The following is a 15,985-nucleotide window of genomic DNA, read 5'->3' as shown; positions in this document are numbered from 1 at the left end:
ATCAAACCTCCAAGAGCTTTAAAGCCTTCAAAATATCCGTCAGGTCCCTGTCCTCCACAGTTCTCATATCCAAAAGCACCATGTCATCTTTTATCCTTGCTATAATGGATGGGTCTGAGTTCCTGAGTTTTTTCTCCAGCTCCACTGGGCTTAAACCTTTATGCCTAAGACCAAGACAGTAGGTTTCTAAGCTCAGCTCTGGCAGGGCACCGCCACCGCAACGAGAAACTTCCCTGACCAACCTTATCTCAAACCCTTCCAACGACCTGAGCTTTCTTGAGAGCCTTAGGGCTCTCCTTTTTATCTCCTCGGGTTTCTGCAAAAGCATGCGAAGGGTGGGTATTTTCTCATAGTCTCCTCTTATGTATAACCTCAAGGTCATCTCAAGCCCCGCAAGGGTGAGCTTGTCAATGCGAAGAGCCCTACTCATGGGGTTTTTCTTTATCTTTTCAATGAATTCTCTTTTCCCCAAGATTATACCCGCTTGAGGTCCACCAAGGAGCTTATCTCCACTGCCAGAGAGTATATGAATACCCCTCTTTATACCCTCTACAAAACTTGGCTCTTGCGTTCTTATACCCAGTTCCCTCAGGTTCAGAAGGCTACCGCTCCCCATGTCGTAATAAAGGGGAAGCCCCAGCCTTAGTAGGTCCTCTGGCTGGACCTCTTCCACAAAGCCCTCCATGTAGAAGTTGCTCCTATGCACCTTCATAAGAAGCACAGTCTCCGAGCTTATGGCTCTCTCGTAGTCCGAGAGCCTTGTCCTGTTGGTGGTGCCCACCTCCACAAGCCTTGCACCCGACGCCCTCATAATATCTGGAATGCGAAAGCTCCCGCCAATCTCCACAAGCTCGCCCCTTGAGACTACCACTTCCTTGCCAAAGGCTAAGGTGTTCAAAACAAGGTAGACCGCTCCTGCGTTGTTGTTTACCACATGAACCCCCTCCGCACCGGTGAGGTCTTTCAAAAGCCCTTCCACATGACTTAGTCTTGAGCCTCTTCCTCCCTTCTCAAGGTCATACTCAAGGTTTGAGTAGCCTATGGCTATCTCTCTTATGAAGTCCGCCACCTCTCGTGCAAGGGGAGACCTACCAAGGTTCGTGTTTATCACCACGCCTGTGGCGTTTATAACCCTTCTTAGGCTTGTGCTAAATAGTTCCTTTATCCTTCTCTCTATGAGGTCCTTTAGGTCTTCAAGGCTTTTTCTCCTGCCCTCCCTTATCTCCTTCCGGACTTGCTCTAACACTTCCCTTATTGCCCTCTTTGCCAGCTCCTGTGGATAGTCCTTGAAATCTTGTAGTAGCTTTGAAACCTGTGGTATGTGCCTCAAGGCATCCATTTCACAAATACCCTCCTTTCTCCTTCTCTTCTTGTTATACCCAGCCTGTCCATATGCTCCAAAAGAGGGATAAGATACTTCCTGCTAAGCCCAAGGAGGGACTTTGCCTCCTGCAGTGTGAACTCTTTTCCAAGGGTTCTTAGTTTGTTCACATAATCCTCAAACATAGCCTTTGATATGTAAAGATAATCCCCAAGGCTGTATACCACGCCCCTTCTTACCGCCAGAGAGAGATGCTCTTTGTAGGCTTGGAGCTCTCTTTCCTCCTTTATGCCCTCTTGTAAAAGCCCCATTAACTTCCTGTAGCCCTCAAGTTCTTGTAGGTTTGCCCTTTTGGTGTCCAGCACATAGCCTTCGACCACCCTTATATCCTTCGCATCTTCCAATAAAAGGCTCAAAAGCTCCTGAGGCACTCTTAGCTTGGAAAGAAGCTCCGCGAGAGGAAGGGCACCACCCCTTGAGGAGACAAGCTCCACAGTCTTTTGAGACAGGCTTAGGAGAAGCTCTGGATGGTAAAAATGGTTTCCTGCCTTTGGATACCTTGGCGGTTGCACCGCCCTGCCATAAAAGGAAAAGAGCTCCTCAAGGCTTAGCCCCCTTTTTCCCCTCTCAAGGAGTAAGTATTCCTCTGGGCTCTCCAGGAGCAAGCCAAGCCTCTCCCTTATGAACTTCTTGGAGGCTCTTAGTGGCATGGGATGAAGCACACGGTATGAGCCTATAAACTCCCCCGAGGAGCTCAACACCGGACCCCTGTCATCCCTCACCGCAGGCACAGGCTCAGAAAGCCTAAGGAAGTATATGTCTTCTTGTATGTGTGCATGCGTAAAAGATACTTCGCGCATGCCAAGAAAGAGAAAGCCCATGCCCTTTGGGGCTTTTCCTTCAAGCGTAACTATAAGCCTGCTGGAGGACCTTATGCCCTTGACCAAGAAATAGCCCCTTTCTATCTCCTCTGGCTCCAACTCAGGGATGTTTATGGCAAGCCTTTCGCCTGCCTTACCCTCCTTTACAAAAACCCCGTGGTTTTGCATGCTCCTCACCCTGCACACCTTTCCAAGAGGTTCAAGGGTCAACCTATCACCCTCCCTTAGCCTTCCAGAGACACAACTGCCCCTCACCACCGTCCCATACCCCTTCACGCTAAAGGCAGAGTCCACAAAAAACCTGAAAAGCTCATCTTCCCTGCTCCTAAGCCTCTCTTGGGCGTAGGCCCCAATGCTTACCCTTAGACCCTCAACCCCGTAGCCAGTTAGGGCAGACACGGGGAAAACCCCGTAGACCTCAATACCCTCTTCCCTTAGACTTTGTAGAGCCTCCTCCTTTGCAAGCTCTACCGTGTCTGCGTCTACCCTGTCAACCTTTGTAAGAGCAAGGAGGACCTCCTCTATACCAAAACTCTTTGCAAGCCTTAAGTGTTCTACCGTCTGAGGCATAACCCCCTCTCCTGCGTCCACTACCAGCAAAAGCCCCCACACGGGAGCAAGCCCGCATATGGCGTTCTTTATAAACCTCTCATGCCCCGGTAGGTCTATCACCTCCACTCGCAAAGCCCTCTCGGGAAAGTCCAAAAAGGCAAAACCTATGTCTATGCTCATGCCCCTTCTTTTTTTCTCTGGTAGCCTGTCCGTGTCTATGGAGGTAAGGGCTTTCACAAGGCTTGTCTTCCCGTGGTCCACATGCCCTGCAACACCCAAAGGAAAGTATCTCATGGCTTTAGCTTGAGCAGAAGCTCAGCAAAAAGGTTGTGTATGTCCTCCTTTAGCACTCTTTCCCTGAGCCTTCTGGCTTCCTCCTCATCGTAAACATGAACAAGTCTATCCCTTATCTGTATAAGCTCGCTCAGAAGTTGCTCCTGTGAGTGAGAAACAAGCCCTTCCTTAAGAAGCTCTAAAAAACAAGACCTCGGAGAGTAGCACTCTAAGCCCCTTGACCTTAGGAACTCCCTTGTGAGCTTCCAGAGTGATTCGTAGGTATACTCAAAGCGTTTTACTACCACCTCCGTGTAGAACTCCTCGCTGAAAAAACTCATCAGGCTTTGGTTTCTAACCTCCTCAAATCTTCTAAACGCTCTTTCAAAAGATTCATAAGCCCTTCTGAGCTTTTCCAAATGAAACCCTCCTCAAGTATTTTACTCAGAAACTCTGGCGAATTTACACACCACAGGTCCACAAGGTCTATATCTCTAAGGATGGGGAGCTTTTCAAACTCAGAGAGTATACGACCATATTCGTGACCCTTAAGAGGTTTTGAGCAGAAGACCGCCACATCTATATCCGAACCTCTGCCAAAATCCTGCCTTAGGATAGAACCAAAGAAAACCACAAGGCATTCCCTGTCCAAAGCCTTCTCTATAGCCTTACCTATCAGCTCAAGGTATCTTCTACCCTCCACAGAGAAATCTTAGTCCTCACCATATGCCATGGCAAGCACTTCAAGGGGATGGTAAACCCTTTTGCCCGTCATTAGCTCTATATGATTTCCAGATAGAGGACAGTCTGACACATAGAGGTCCGCACCAGAGTTTTTCATGTCCTCAAAGAGCTTTGAGCCGACTTTTATGGACATGTCAAAGGTTTCCTTTCTCACCCCAAAGGTCCCGTCATGCCCTGAGCATCTCTCTATTAGCTGAACCTTTGTGTTGGGTATAAGCCTCATAAGAGCCAAGGCTCTGTATCCCACATTGAGAGACTTAAGGTGGCAGGGTATATGGTATGCTATACTTCCCATAGAAACCTTAAAGTCCCTGTTGAACCTCTTTTCCTGATGTAGCCTAAAAAGATACTCATGCACATCGTAGACCCTTTCTGAAACTGCCTTCACATCTGGGTCGTCAGGTAGTAGCAAGGGATATTCATACTTTATCTGCAAGGCACAGGTAGGCACAGGGACCACTATGTCAAAACCCGCATCCACATAGGGCTTAAGCCTTTGCACATTAAACCTTGCCTTTTCTGTGGCAGATGCTATATCGCCAATGTCAAAAAAGGGTATGCCACAGCACTGCTGTTCCGGAATCTCCACGTATATGTCATTTTTCTCAAAAACCTTAAGAAGGGCTTTGCCCCGCTCAAGGTAGTTGTAGTTGAGAAGACATGTGTAAAATAGTGCCACCTTGCCGTTTTCTCCCCTTACGGGTTTTCTGTTCTTCTTAAACCAGCTTACAAAAGTCTCTGAGTTTATGGGTGGCAGTTTTGCCCTTCTGTCAACGCCCATAAGCCCTTCCATAACCACTCTGAAGGTGGGTATGTTATTTACTTTGTTTACCACCGGGGCAAAGGGCACGGAGAGCTTGCCCACAAGGTCTGTATTTAGCATGAGTTTGTCTGTGAGCTTTGCACCCTTGTTTTTAAACTTCCAAACCTTATACCTCAGAGAAAGGTGAGGGAAGTCTATCCTCCACTCGTGGGGTGGTGTGTAGGGACATTTAAAGTAGCACTGCTTACAGTGAAAACAAAGCTCTAAGGGAAGGGCAAGCTCTTCTTTTGAGAGCTTTTGCAGGTCATCCTCATGTCTGTCCACTGCATCAAAAAGGGCTGGAAAAGATGGACAGTAGGTGACACACATCCTACAGTCTTTACATTTGGAGTAGACCCTTTTTGCCTCTTCCCACAGAGCCTCTTCGTTGAGAAAGTTGGGGTCTTTAATGTTGAATTCAAAATCCTTTACTCCACCAAGGGCAAGCTCTTGCATGACATACTCCTTTTATGTCTTTAAGGAGGGGGGGGCAAAGCCCCCATAAGTGAAGGATTATCCCTTCAGAGACTCTAAAGCCTTCTGGAACCTTCCTGCATGGGACTTTTCTGCCCTTGCAAGGGTCTCAAACCACTCCGCTATGTCGTCAAAGCCTTCTTCTCTCGCCACTCTTGCAAAGCCAGGATACATCTCTGTGTATTCGTAGGTCTCTCCAGCTATGGCCGCCTCAAGGTTCTGCTCCATGGTCCCTATGGGCATGTTGGTGGCTGGGTCTCCACCGCCGTATTTTTCCATAAACTCAATGTGTCCGAAAGCGTGGCCAGTTTCACCCTCTGCGGTCTCTCTGAAGATGTTGGCTATGTCTGGATAGCCTTCAATGTCCGCCTTTCTGGCAAAGTAGAGATACCTTCTGTTTGCCTGGGATTCCCCGGCAAAGGCATGCTTTAGGTTCTCAAGGGTCTTTGTGCCTTGCAGGCTCTTGCTCATGGTTAACACCTCCTTTAAGGTTTTTGGTTATACATATTATATGCAAACTTTTTTCATTTGTCAAGGGGTGTCTGCAAGAGCTCTCACCAAGTTTCAGCCTTTATGCATATAATTATTTACCTATGGCAAAGCGTATAAGATACGAGGATAGAAACCCAGAGCCACTCATGCCACCCTCAGAGAGGGTAAAGACCTTTAGAGAATACGCCTTTGGCTACTCGGTAAGCCTTGCCCTCGACGAAGCACAAAGATGTCTCTTTTGCAAGGATGCGGACCAAAGGTGTATAAAGGGTTGTCCTATAAATGTGGATATACCAGGCTTTATAAGGAAGATAACAGAAGGAGACCTTCTTGGAGCTTACAAAAAGATAGTAGAAACAGACCCCTTTCCCTCCATATGCGGAAGGATATGTCCTCAAGAAAGGCAATGTGAAGGCTCATGCATACTATACTACGATACGGTTCGTGGAAGGAAAAACAAGGGGCTACCTGTAAGCATAGGTGCTTTGGAGAAGTTCGTGGGAGATTTTATAAGAATATCAGGTCTTGACGTGGACACGGAGAGGGCGGAGCTAACAGGCTACAGGGTAGCAGTGGTGGGTGCAGGACCGGCGGGGCTTGCATGTGCTTACGACCTTGCCAAGTGGGGGCATGAGGTTCATGTCTTTGAAGCCTTACCAGAGGCTGGTGGTGTGATGGCATATGGCATACCTCATGCAAGGCTTCCAAGAGACCTTCTCAATTGGGAAATAAAAAGGCTTGAAAGGCTTGGAGTGAAGTTCTTCTTTGGCTACGTGGTAGGAAGAACCATAAAGCTATCGGAACTTTTGGAAAGATACCATGCGGTCTTTTTGGGTGTGGGTGCGGGCAGGGGTTCTCTGGGAATAAGAGGAGACCATCTTAAGGGGGTCTATTCTGCCATAGAGGTGCTTACAAGGGTTGGGCTTGTAAGAGCTGACCTGTTCCCTCAAAGTGGAACACCGGTAAACCTTGGCAAAAGAACCGCCATAATAGGTGGTGGCTTTACCGCAGTGGACTGTGCCATAACCGCTCTTAGGCTTGGTGTGGAAACCCATGTGGTTTACAGAAGAACAAGGGAAACCTCTTCCGCTCGCCAAGAGGAGTGGGACCACATCTCAGAAGAGGGTGCTATAATACACTGGCTCACTCAACCTATAGAGATAATAGGGGATGACAAGGGTAATGTGGTAGGTCTCAAGTGCATAAAGATGACCTTGGGTGAGCCAGACGAGAGTGGAAGACCAAGACCTGTGCCGGTGGAAGGCTCAGAGCACGTTATTGAGTGCGATTCTGTAATATTCGCCATAGGTCAAAAGGCTAATCCCATAGCCTATGAAGACATGCCGGGTCTTGAACTTACAAAATGGGGAACTATTAAAGTGGATGAGAATTTTAGAACCTCTATAAAAGGTCTTTTTGCAGGAGGTGATGCGGTAAATGGGGGAGACACAGTGGTCAGAGCTCTTTCAGAAGGCAGAAAGTCCGCACAAGCAATCCATAAATTTCTCATAGAGGAGGTAAGGCTATGAAAAAGGTTGCCATCGCAGTTGGAGCGGTGCTCCTTGCCTTTTTTGTTTTCAAGTCTTGCGAAGAAAACCCAGAAAAGTCCGCAAAGAGCATAGTAAAGGATTTTATTGAAAACATAAGGGATGGGGAAGGCAGGGAAGCGGTAAAGCTCCTTTATCCACCCTTCAGGGATGCCCTTGTGCAGGATGTAAAACTGCCTCTTCAGCTTACAGAGATGAAGCCATCAGAAGTGCTCGCCTGTCTTCTGTCCTCTATGGGGGAGAACATAAAGAAGATAAAGGTGCTTGATGCAAGCAGGATAGATGACAAGCATGCGGAGGTCATAGTGAAGGTCGTGGACAAAGAGGGTGTTGAGAAGATTTTCACCTTTATAGTGATAAAGGACGAAAAGAGGTGGAGGATAGCCAGCATCTCGGGCATTAAATGAACATACTCATATGGCAGACAGCCTATCTGGGGGATGTGGTGCTTGCCACACCCCTTATAAGAACCCTTAGAAAAACCTTCCCATCTTCCCGTATTGCCTTCGTGGGCAGGAGCTTTATTAGGGATTTACTAAGAGGATTGGACGTGGAGCTTATCACCTTTGACAAAGGGCTGTGGGAGAGCTTTGAAATAGTGGAGAAGATAAGGGATTACCATGTGGCCATAAGCCCTCACATATCCGCAAGGAGCGCCCTCATACTCTTTTTCGCCGGCGTGCCAATGAGGGTTGGCTTTGACCGGTCAGAGCTAAGGTGGCTTTACACGCACACCGTAAGACACAGGTGGGAACTCCATGAGGTGGACAGAAACCTTGAACTTTTGAGACCTCTGGGTATAAAGAACTTTGAAAGAATGCCATACCTCTCTGTGTTAGAGGAGGAAAAAGGGCAGGTTAAAGACAAATTTAAACTTCCAGAGGACTTTGTAGTGCTCTCTCCCTTCTCCAACTTTAGGTTAAAGGAATGGAGCCTTGAAGGATGGGTAGAGCTTGTCAAAAGGCTCGGAATACCCTCGGTAGTGGTTGGGACAGAAAGAGATAGGCACAGGGCTGAAATCTTTGATAAGACAAGCTCTTTAAACCTCGTGGGCAAGACCTCCCTAAGGGAGCTTATGGCGGTGATAAGCCTCTCCAAAGGGGTCGTCTCCTGCGACTCATCGCCAGTGCATATAGCCAACGCCCTTGGCATACCAGCCCTTAGTGTATATACCGCAACCTCTCCAGATTACGGCTTTTACCCTCTAATAGGTGATTATGTTAAACCTGAGCTTTATTGTTCTCCCTGCTCACCAAACCCTAAGGTATGTAGGACAGGGACTCAAGCGTGCTTAAGTATGGTGGGTGTGGATGATGTTCTTAGGGGGCTTGAAAGACTTCTTTCTTGATGGTTTATGACAGACTGGGCTATGCCAAGAAACAGGAGAGAAGCCAAAAGATTAGAGGGTCCATAGCTTACAAAGGGCAGGGCTATGCCCTTGGGGGGTATAAGGTTTGAGACCATGGCAAGGTTCCACAGAAAGGACAGGGCAAAGTTCGTGGCAGTTCCAAAAAGCAAGAGTTTCTCCATATGCTCCTTTGCCATTAAGGCATACCATAGCAACCTTCCCACTAATATGGCATAAAGGACTATAACCACAAAAATCCCAAGAAAGCCCATCTCCTCTCCAATGACTGCGATTATATAGTCCGTGTCTGAAGCTGGCAAAGAACCCATCTTTTGAAGCCCCTGACCCACACCCACACCCATAAAACCACCTCTTGCAAGTGCATAAAGGGACTGTATTATCTGATATCCGCTATCTTCTGGGTCTAAAAAGGGATCTTTCCATGCGGAAAGTCTTTCCGCCACATAGCCTTTTGAGGTAAGTATGTAGTAAACCATAAGAGAAAACAGAGGGAACACAAGAGGATAAACCCTTTTTGGAACACCACCTACATAAACCATAAGGGCAGTCATAAGAAGTATAAAAACCGCTCCACCCTTGTCAGGTTGTGCAAGAAGTAAAAGAGCTATAAACAAGGGAAAAAGCAGAGCCCAGAAGAGATGTCTCCACTGTCTAAGATTTCCCTTACGAACTATGTAATAGGAAAAAAACACAACAAGTGCAATTTTGGCAAATTCAAGGGGTTGTATGCTACCCCCGAAAAGCCACCTGTCCACAGACCTGCCGGTTAAGAGTTTTTTTATAAAAACAAAAAGAAGGCTCAGGATAGTGATAAGGGAAATCAGATAGGGAATAGCCCCACTCATATATTTTTTGTAGTCCAGTCTTGCCAAAAGGCTTGCCAGCAGAAAGCCTATGGAGAAAACCATAAACTGAAGGAGTGGCTTTTTGTATAGGCTCAGCTTTTGATAAGAGTCCACGAGATATGGAACCACGTTCACGCTGATTATGACAGTTTCTCCTATTAAAAATAAGGCTAAGAGGCTAAAGACTATCCACCCATCCCAGTTTTTCAGCACGATAAAAGTATACCAAAGGGTAAAAGAGGTGTATAATATATCTATGAATCCGGGGTAGCTCAACCGGCAGAGCAGGCGGCTGTTAACCGTCAGGTTGGGGGTTCGAGTCCCTCCCCCGGAGCCAATAAAAACATGGTAGAGATAAGAGGAATAACCCTTCCCGTTGTGTTGGTAGAAATAAAAGAAGGGGAAAATGTAAACTCTCTCGTAGAAGAGATAGAGCAGAAACTTTCCTCAAAACTCTTTGAAGGTAGCTACGTGCTAATAGATGGAAAGGGTTTGCTTAAGAAGGAGGAAATTGAAAAAATAGAAAAAGCCCTTACAGAGAGAAATATAAAAAGCGTAAAGAAGCTTAGTCTTTCAGGTTTGGGAGACACAAAAAGGGAAAGGCTAATGGTAGTTCAGAAACACCTTAGGTCTGGTCAGAGGGTGGAACACAACGGAGATATTTTGGTGCTTGGAGATGTAAATAAGGACGCACAGGTAGTGGCAACTGGAAACATAATAGTGATGGGTAAGCTAAGAGGCATTGCCATAGCAGGAGCTTTGGGAGATGAAGATGCGGTGGTAGTTGCCCTGGAAATGGAACCACAGCAGATAAGAATAGGTAAAAAAGTAGCCATATTAAACGAAGAGGAAAGAAAATCCCCAGGCTATCCTGAAATTGCAAAAGTTGAAGATGGTAATATAATACTTGAGAGGGTATAGATGAGTATAGTCTTTGTTGTTACATCTGGAAAGGGAGGCGTAGGTAAAACCACCATAACAGCCAATCTCAGCGTTGCTTTGGCAAGTTTTGGAAAAAAAGTTCTTGCGGTGGATGCGGACATAGGACTTAGAAACCTTGATATGATACTGGGGCTTGAGAACAGAATAGTTTATGATGTGCTTGATGTGCTTGAGGGTAGGGTGGAGTTTCACAAGGCTCTCGTAAAAGATAAAAGGGGGCTGAGCCTGTGGCTACTCCCCGCAAACCAGACAAGAAATAAGGATGCCATAGACAGAGACAGGTGGGTTGACCTTATAAACAGGGTGAAAGAGTCTGGCGAATACGATTACATATTCATAGACTCCCCTGCAGGTATAGAGCAGGGTTTTCAGATAGCTTCCTTGCCAGCAGATAAAGCACTTGTAGTGGTAAATCCTGAAGTTTCTTCAATAAGGGATGCGGACAGGATAATTGGACTGTTAGAAAACATGGGTAAAAAAGAATACTACCTTGTCATAAACAGGATAAAGTGGGAAAGTGTGAAAAAGGGCGAGATGCTCTCAGTGGAAGACATAGTGGACATATTAAAAGCCCAACCCATAGGTATAGTGCCAGAAGAACCAAAACTTGTGGACTTTACCAACAGAGGTGAACCTATAGTTCTGTCAAAGGACTATAACGCATCAAAGGCTATCATAGATATGGCAAAAAGGATTGAGGGTGAGGATGTTCCTATGGTCCGCTATGGAGAGAAGAGGGGGCTTATTGAAAAGCTCTTAGGGAGATAGGTATGATATGGGACCTTTTCTTCAACAGAGGTAAGAGCAAAGATGAGGCAAAGAGAAGACTTACTCTTGTTTTATCTTATGAAAGAAAAGGTCTTCCACCCAACTTCGTTGATAGACTTAAGGATGACCTTATATCAGTGTTTTCCAAATATCCACAGTTTGAAGTTAACAAGATAGAAGTAGATATAAGAAAAGACAAAGACGATTTTGATGAGCTTTGGATTAGTATACCCTTTAAGCAATGAAGTTGCCAGTTTTACTCCTTGACCTTGACGGAGTTTTAGTAAAGGATAAGGCTTTGAACCCCTTTGAGGACACCGTTGAATTCCTACAAAACATAAGAAAGCTGAACATTCCCTTTAGAGTGGTTTCTAACAATTCCACAAGACCGCCAGATAAACTAATAGAAGAACTAAAAAGGAAAGGTGTGGAACTTCAAAAGGAGGAATTTATTTCACCCCTGTCCATCCTTGGAGACTACCTTAAAGCTCAAGGTGTAAAGAGGCTCTTCTTTATAGGCATGCCTGTGGTAGAAGAATACATAAGAACTCTTGGCTTTGAGGTAGCTCAGGACTATATGGTGGATGCGGTAGTGATAGGACAAGATAGAAACCTTGACTTTAACAAGCTAAAAATTGCCACCTCTGCGGTTTTTCTAAAAGGTGCTAAGCTAATTCCCATAAATTTAAGTAGAATTGTAAAGGACGATGATGGGCTTTACTTTCCGGGAGCAGGGTCAATTGCTACAGCTATAGCTCATGCTTCTAAATATGACGAGGCTCTACCTAATCTTGGCAAACCTTCTGAGGAGTTTATAAGATACGCCCTTGAGGGGTTAAGGGGTAGTGAAGTATATTTGGTAAGCGACGATATATACACAGACCTTGTGGGTGCAAAGGAGCTCGGTATAAAAACGGTTTTTATGACTACGGGTAAATACAAAAAGGAAGAGCTATCAAAGGTGAGCTTTACCCCAGACTTGGTTTTTGATAGCCTCTCAGAACTACTGGATTATCTTTATAAAGCTGTTTCTTCTTAGCCTCTCAAGAAGTTCCTGTCTTCTGGCTTCTATCTTCCTAAGAAGTATCTCCTGCCTCAGCTCCTCTGGGCTTTTACCTTCAGTTAGCTCCCCCTGAGCTATAACCTTTGCTATGTATATATGGTCTTTGTCTTCTGCGAACACAAGTTGTCCTGGGCTTGCCTTCCAGACTTCTTTGTCCAGATCATCAACCAATTCACCCTTTCCAACCCTTAACCTTTCCAGGTTTAAGCCCATTTCATTAGCTAATATTTCAAGTGGCTTTTCAGGGTTAAAGGTAGCCTTTAACTTTCCCTCATCCTTTCTGTCTATTACAAGGAGTTCTATGTCTCTGACCACCTTTACATTACCACTTTTTAGCTTTTCCAACTCAAGCTCCACATCGGAAACCTTAACCTCCCTCTCAAGGAAGGCACTAAGCCCCTGTGTAGCTAAAAGCTCTCTCTCTAAGAACCTTCTTAGGTCCTGAAGGGTTAGACCCTCCTTTGTCAGCTCTTGGGCTATACCCTCGAGGGACGTTCTGTTTGCTCTTGCAATATTCTGGATAGCCTCCTCTATAAGTTCAGGAGGAACCTGCAGTCCTCTTCCCACGAGGAACTGATAGAAAAGCATATCATTTACGAGTTTATCCAGAACCTGCTTTCTATCTGCGGTCGCATAATAAAGCATACCCATCTTAATGTCGCTCTCAAGTATTGGTTCTGAGTTTACAGAAGCTACCACCTTGTCCACAAGAACCGCAGAAAAGCTCAAAGTTGTCCAAAGTAAAACTCCACCGAGTATCTTTTTGAGACCTCCTGAAACCATCTCCGGAACACCTCCTGCCTTTTTTCTCTAAGGAGCTTTTCTCTTACTATGGGTTTTGCCTCCTCAAGGGGCATTATACCACTTCCCCTCTTGTCCGCCACCCTAAAGACAACGTAGCTTTCACCCACCTCTATAGGTCTTGTGGTCTTGCCTACTTCGTAGGGATACAGCTGGCGTCTTACTATCTCTGGTAATGTCTGGATAGAATACCACATGGGCTGACCTACCCTTGCTTCCACATCTCTAACAACCTGTCCTCTTGAAAGGCTGTAATATACCTCGTTAGCGGTATCAAGGCTACTTGTTGTGTATCTTTCCAAGAGAACTTGAGCGGGAAGTTTAAAATCCCTTAGGTTAAGGTAATAGTATGCGGTTATCTGTCCCTCCTTAACGTCAAGGTCTTTTGCCATCCTGCTTATTATTTTTTGGCTTAGTATCTCTGTAGTTATAAGCTCTTTCGCTACATCACTTAGACGCTTACTACCTACATGCCTTTCCACATACTCCTCAAATTCCTGCGGGCTAACGGATATCCCCATCCTCTTGGCTTCCATCTGTATTATCTTGCTTCTTACATACTCTACAAGAAACTCTTGAAGGTCTCTGCGTGTAGCTCTTGCTATGGGTAAATGTAGTATTTCCCTCCAGTATGCATTAAAGGCTTGTTGGACCTCGGTGGAGGTTATTTGCTCCTTATCTATGCGCGCTACCACTTTGGTGAAGGCAATGTTAAGTATGAAGATAACCAGAATCAACAGCTTCATGGGTATATTATAGCAGTATGCAGGCGGTTATAACTTTGGGTGTGCTAATTACCTTTAGCCTATTAGGGTTTTATGTAAAGGAGCTCTTCTCACAGCTAAAGCCAGCTATTCCATATCTTCTCGCCCTTATTATGCTAAGCATGGGTTTAACACTAAGAGGTGAGGAGTTCTACGAGGTGTTTAGAAAGCCCTTGAGAATAATATACGCTGGGCTTTTGCAGTTTACCATAATGCCCTTGTTAGGATACATCCTTGCTATTTTAATCAGAGTTGATGAGAAGATTATGTATGGCTCTGTTTTGGTTGGTTCTGCTCCCGGCGGCACCGCTTCTAATGTAATAACCTACCTCTCGGGTGGAAACCTTGCCTATTCTGTGAGCATGACAACCTTTTCTACTCTCCTTTCTCCCCTAATGACACCCCTTCTTACCTATACGCTTATAGGCAAGAGGGTTGACCTGCCGTTAGCTTCCATGGTCTTAGACCTTCTCTTAATAGTCCTCTTACCAGTTGTGGCAGGTATCCTTATAAGAAGGGTTTTCCCAAGGATTAGGCATCTTGAGACCCTACTACCATACCTTGCGGTGTTCTTTATAGGAGTTATAATCGCCACCGTCTTTGCTGTCAATTCAGAGAGGCTCAAGGAGCTTTCTATGCAAGTTTTTATACTCGTCCTGCTTCACAATCTTTTGGGTTTTCTTCTTGGATACATCTTTGCAAAAGTGGTAGGTTTTGACAGAACTTATGCCAAAACCCTTTCCATAGAGGTGGGGATGCAAAACTCTGGCTTGGCTACAGTCCTCGCCCTCAGATACTTCCCTCCAGAGTCCGCCCTTCCCGGTGCCTTTTTTAGCCTTATGCAAAACCTCAACGGACTAATTTTGTCTATCATATTCAGAAGGCTATGAAAATACTCTTACTCGTTCTTTTACTTCTTATCTCTTCCTGTTCTGTGGTGGTGCAGGATAGGTCTACAGGAATGAGTGGTGAGCTAAGGGTTAACTGCCCTGAGGTATTGTGGACTGAAGGCTTTTACTGCACAGGAGATAGAGCATACAGCAATTTGGTTCAAAGCGGAAGCAGAGTAAGGGTAGTTAACACAGCCACTGGCAAAAGCATAACTATAGCGGTTTTCAGAAGAGAAGACATAAAAGGCATATGTGTTCCTGAGAGATTTAAAAATATTCTCGGAGATGCACCCTTCCCAGCAAGGCTTGAAATTCAAAGATGCGGAGTAGATGACAGAAGAACATGCCCTGCAAGGATAAAAGGTCTTGCCAGTTATTACGCAGAAGCCTACCATGGTAGAGAAACCACCTATGGAATTAGGTATGACATGCATGGCTACTATGTCGCAAGCCCAGACTTGCCACTGGGAAGCCTCCTTAGGGTAAAAAACCTCAAGAACGGTAGAGAAGTGGTCGTAAAGGTCATAGACAGAGGTCCACTAAAGCCTGGAAGAGTCCTTGACCTTTCCTATTCCGCTGCAAGGGATTTAGATATGCTCAAAGATGGAGTTGTAGAAGTTCAAGCCCTTGTGCTAAGATGTGGAGAATGAAGAGGAACATCCTTTCCTTTCTTGTGGGTTTTTTCGTGGCTCTGCTTGGTGGTCTAATTGGGCTCGGTGGTGCGGAGTTCAGACTTCCCTTCCTTCTTAGCCTCTTTCATTTTTTGCCCCTTCAGGCGGTGATAATAAACAAAGCCATAAGTCTTGTGGTGGTGTCCTCAAGTTTCTTCTCAAGGCTTGAAGTTATCCCCCTTCAGACTCTCTTAGGGTATTGGTCTGCTGTGCTTAATCTTTTGGCAGGAAGTATTATTGGTGCATGGGTTGCTGCGGACTGGGCAACAAAGGTGCACTCAAAGACCCTCCAAAAAACCATCGCACTCCTTCTCCTTTTTATTGCCCTCGTCCTCTTTGTGGAAGGCTATATTTTAAACAACGCTTTGCCAAAACCCCATGGCTATCTCCTTATCTTCTTGGCATTGTTTGCAGGCTTTTTCATAGGTGTTGTAGCAGCACTTATGGGGGTGGCAGGTGGTGAGCTTCTCATACCCACCTTTGTTCTCCTCTATGGCTTTGACCTAAAACTGGCAGGAAGCCTATCCCTTATGGTTAGCATGCCCACTATGATATCCGCCTTTGCCAGATACAGCAGAGATAAGAGCTTCCTTGTCCTTAAGGAAAACCATAGCTTTGTGCTTTTTATGGTTCTTGGCTCAATGGCAGGCAGTTATGTGGGTGGAAGCCTTCTATTGGGTATAGCCCCTGAAAGCCTGCTAAGAATTTTGCTCGTGCTAATCCTACTCATATCCGCCTACAAGGTCTGGAGGCACTAACCTCTTGACAATTTTTTGTCATTAAGAT

19 protein-coding genes and 1 tRNA gene are annotated in these 15,985 nt (G+C 45.7%); 11 read left to right on the top strand and 9 right to left on the bottom strand.

The window, feature by feature from the left end; all coding sequences use genetic code 11:
* Position 1: 1 nt before the first annotated feature.
* From selA to G3M65_RS07235, 6 genes are read right to left on the bottom strand one after another with little or no spacing between them, the layout of a single operon-like run.
* Positions 2 to 1,339 (bottom strand): L-seryl-tRNA(Sec) selenium transferase, encoded by a 1,338-nt coding sequence (gene selA / locus G3M65_RS07260; protein WP_173833914.1) that lies wholly within the window; start codon positions 1,337 to 1,339, stop codon positions 2 to 4.
* Positions 1,327 to 3,048 carry a selenocysteine-specific translation elongation factor gene (gene selB, locus G3M65_RS07255; RefSeq protein WP_173833913.1) on the bottom strand — a complete coding sequence of 574 codons (1,722 nt, stop codon included), beginning with the start codon at positions 3,046 to 3,048 and terminating at the stop codon, positions 1,327 to 1,329. The genes selA and selB overlap by 13 nt, the downstream gene beginning before the upstream one ends.
* Positions 3,045 to 3,368, bottom strand: a complete 324-nt coding sequence (locus G3M65_RS07250) for a nucleotidyltransferase substrate binding protein (protein ID WP_254426250.1) — start codon at positions 3,366 to 3,368, stop codon at positions 3,045 to 3,047. The genes selB and G3M65_RS07250 overlap by 4 nt, the downstream gene beginning before the upstream one ends.
* Positions 3,368 to 3,730, bottom strand: a complete 363-nt coding sequence (locus tag G3M65_RS07245) for a nucleotidyltransferase domain-containing protein (protein ID WP_173833911.1) — start codon at positions 3,728 to 3,730, stop codon at positions 3,368 to 3,370. The genes G3M65_RS07250 and G3M65_RS07245 overlap by 1 nt, the downstream gene beginning before the upstream one ends.
* 9 nt (positions 3,731 to 3,739) lie before the next feature.
* Positions 3,740 to 5,029, bottom strand: a complete 1,290-nt coding sequence (locus tag G3M65_RS07240; RefSeq protein ID WP_173833910.1) for a heterodisulfide reductase-related iron-sulfur binding cluster — start codon at positions 5,027 to 5,029, stop codon at positions 3,740 to 3,742.
* A 57-nt stretch (positions 5,030 to 5,086) separates the two neighbouring features.
* The gene (locus G3M65_RS07235) at positions 5,087 to 5,518 is read right to left on the bottom strand and encodes a rubrerythrin family protein (RefSeq protein ID WP_173833909.1); all 432 of its coding nucleotides are present in this window, start codon (positions 5,516 to 5,518) and stop codon (positions 5,087 to 5,089) included.
* A gap of 122 nt (positions 5,519 to 5,640) precedes the next feature.
* Between G3M65_RS07235 and gltA the strand changes: the two genes are divergently transcribed.
* Genes gltA through G3M65_RS07220 form a run of 3 tightly spaced genes read left to right on the top strand, consistent with a single transcriptional unit; the run spans position 5,641 to position 8,434 of the window.
* Complete coding sequence (gene gltA / locus G3M65_RS07230; RefSeq protein ID WP_173833908.1) at positions 5,641 to 7,068, top strand: NADPH-dependent glutamate synthase; 1,428 nt, start codon at positions 5,641 to 5,643, stop codon at positions 7,066 to 7,068.
* Positions 7,065 to 7,493: a DUF4878 domain-containing protein gene (locus G3M65_RS07225; RefSeq protein ID WP_173833907.1), complete on the top strand. Its 429-nt coding sequence runs from the start codon at positions 7,065 to 7,067 to the stop codon at positions 7,491 to 7,493. Before gltA ends, G3M65_RS07225 begins: the two co-directional genes overlap by 4 nt.
* A complete protein-coding gene (locus G3M65_RS07220; protein ID WP_173833906.1) occupies positions 7,490 to 8,434 on the top strand; it encodes a glycosyltransferase family 9 protein in 945 nt (314 codons plus the stop codon). Before G3M65_RS07225 ends, G3M65_RS07220 begins: the two co-directional genes overlap by 4 nt.
* Here G3M65_RS07220 and G3M65_RS07215 read toward each other — a convergent pair.
* Positions 8,368 to 9,513: an FtsW/RodA/SpoVE family cell cycle protein gene (locus G3M65_RS07215; RefSeq protein WP_173833905.1), complete on the bottom strand. Its 1,146-nt coding sequence runs from the start codon at positions 9,511 to 9,513 to the stop codon at positions 8,368 to 8,370. The genes G3M65_RS07220 and G3M65_RS07215 overlap by 67 nt on opposite strands.
* Before the next feature lie 48 nt (positions 9,514 to 9,561).
* On the opposite strand from G3M65_RS07215, the gene G3M65_RS07210 reads away from it, so the two are divergent.
* From G3M65_RS07210 to G3M65_RS07190, 5 genes are all read left to right on the top strand, one after another.
* Positions 9,562 to 9,637, top strand: a tRNA-Asn gene (locus G3M65_RS07210).
* 8 nt (positions 9,638 to 9,645) lie between these two features.
* Positions 9,646 to 10,221 (top strand): septum site-determining protein MinC, encoded by a 576-nt coding sequence (minC, locus tag G3M65_RS07205; protein ID WP_173833904.1) that lies wholly within the window; start codon positions 9,646 to 9,648, stop codon positions 10,219 to 10,221.
* On the top strand, positions 10,222 to 11,010 hold the full coding sequence (gene minD, locus G3M65_RS07200) for a septum site-determining protein MinD (protein ID WP_173833903.1): 789 nt from the start codon (positions 10,222 to 10,224) through the stop codon (positions 11,008 to 11,010).
* 2 nt (positions 11,011 to 11,012) lie between these two features.
* Entirely contained in the window at positions 11,013 to 11,255 is a 243-nt protein-coding gene (gene minE, locus G3M65_RS07195) for a cell division topological specificity factor MinE (RefSeq protein ID WP_173833902.1), read from the top strand.
* Complete coding sequence (locus tag G3M65_RS07190; protein ID WP_173833901.1) at positions 11,252 to 12,049, top strand: HAD-IIA family hydrolase; 798 nt, start codon at positions 11,252 to 11,254, stop codon at positions 12,047 to 12,049. Before minE ends, G3M65_RS07190 begins: the two co-directional genes overlap by 4 nt.
* Here G3M65_RS07190 and G3M65_RS07185 read toward each other — a convergent pair.
* Complete coding sequence (locus tag G3M65_RS07185; RefSeq protein ID WP_173833900.1) at positions 12,014 to 12,856, bottom strand: SurA N-terminal domain-containing protein; 843 nt, start codon at positions 12,854 to 12,856, stop codon at positions 12,014 to 12,016. The genes G3M65_RS07190 and G3M65_RS07185 overlap by 36 nt on opposite strands.
* Positions 12,799 to 13,620, bottom strand: coding sequence for a peptidylprolyl isomerase (locus tag G3M65_RS07180; protein WP_173833899.1), 822 nt, complete (start codon positions 13,618 to 13,620; stop codon positions 12,799 to 12,801). Before G3M65_RS07180 ends, G3M65_RS07185 begins: the two co-directional genes overlap by 58 nt.
* A 17-nt stretch (positions 13,621 to 13,637) precedes the next feature.
* On the opposite strand from G3M65_RS07180, the gene G3M65_RS07175 reads away from it, so the two are divergent.
* From G3M65_RS07175 to G3M65_RS07165, 3 genes are read left to right on the top strand one after another with little or no spacing between them, the layout of a single operon-like run.
* Complete coding sequence (locus G3M65_RS07175; RefSeq protein WP_173833898.1) at positions 13,638 to 14,528, top strand: bile acid:sodium symporter family protein; 891 nt, start codon at positions 13,638 to 13,640, stop codon at positions 14,526 to 14,528.
* The gene (locus G3M65_RS07170) at positions 14,525 to 15,178 is read left to right on the top strand and encodes a septal ring lytic transglycosylase RlpA family protein (RefSeq protein WP_173833897.1); all 654 of its coding nucleotides are present in this window, start codon (positions 14,525 to 14,527) and stop codon (positions 15,176 to 15,178) included. The genes G3M65_RS07175 and G3M65_RS07170 overlap by 4 nt, the downstream gene beginning before the upstream one ends.
* A complete protein-coding gene (locus G3M65_RS07165; RefSeq protein ID WP_173833896.1) occupies positions 15,175 to 15,957 on the top strand; it encodes a sulfite exporter TauE/SafE family protein in 783 nt (260 codons plus the stop codon). The genes G3M65_RS07170 and G3M65_RS07165 overlap by 4 nt, the downstream gene beginning before the upstream one ends.
* Positions 15,958 to 15,985 lie beyond the last annotated feature (28 nt).

Source organism: Hydrogenobacter sp. T-8 (assembly GCF_011006175.1).
Classification (GTDB): Bacteria; Aquificota; Aquificia; order Aquificales; family Aquificaceae; genus Pampinifervens; species Pampinifervens florentissimum.
This window is presented reverse-complemented; position numbering and strand designations above follow the sequence as displayed.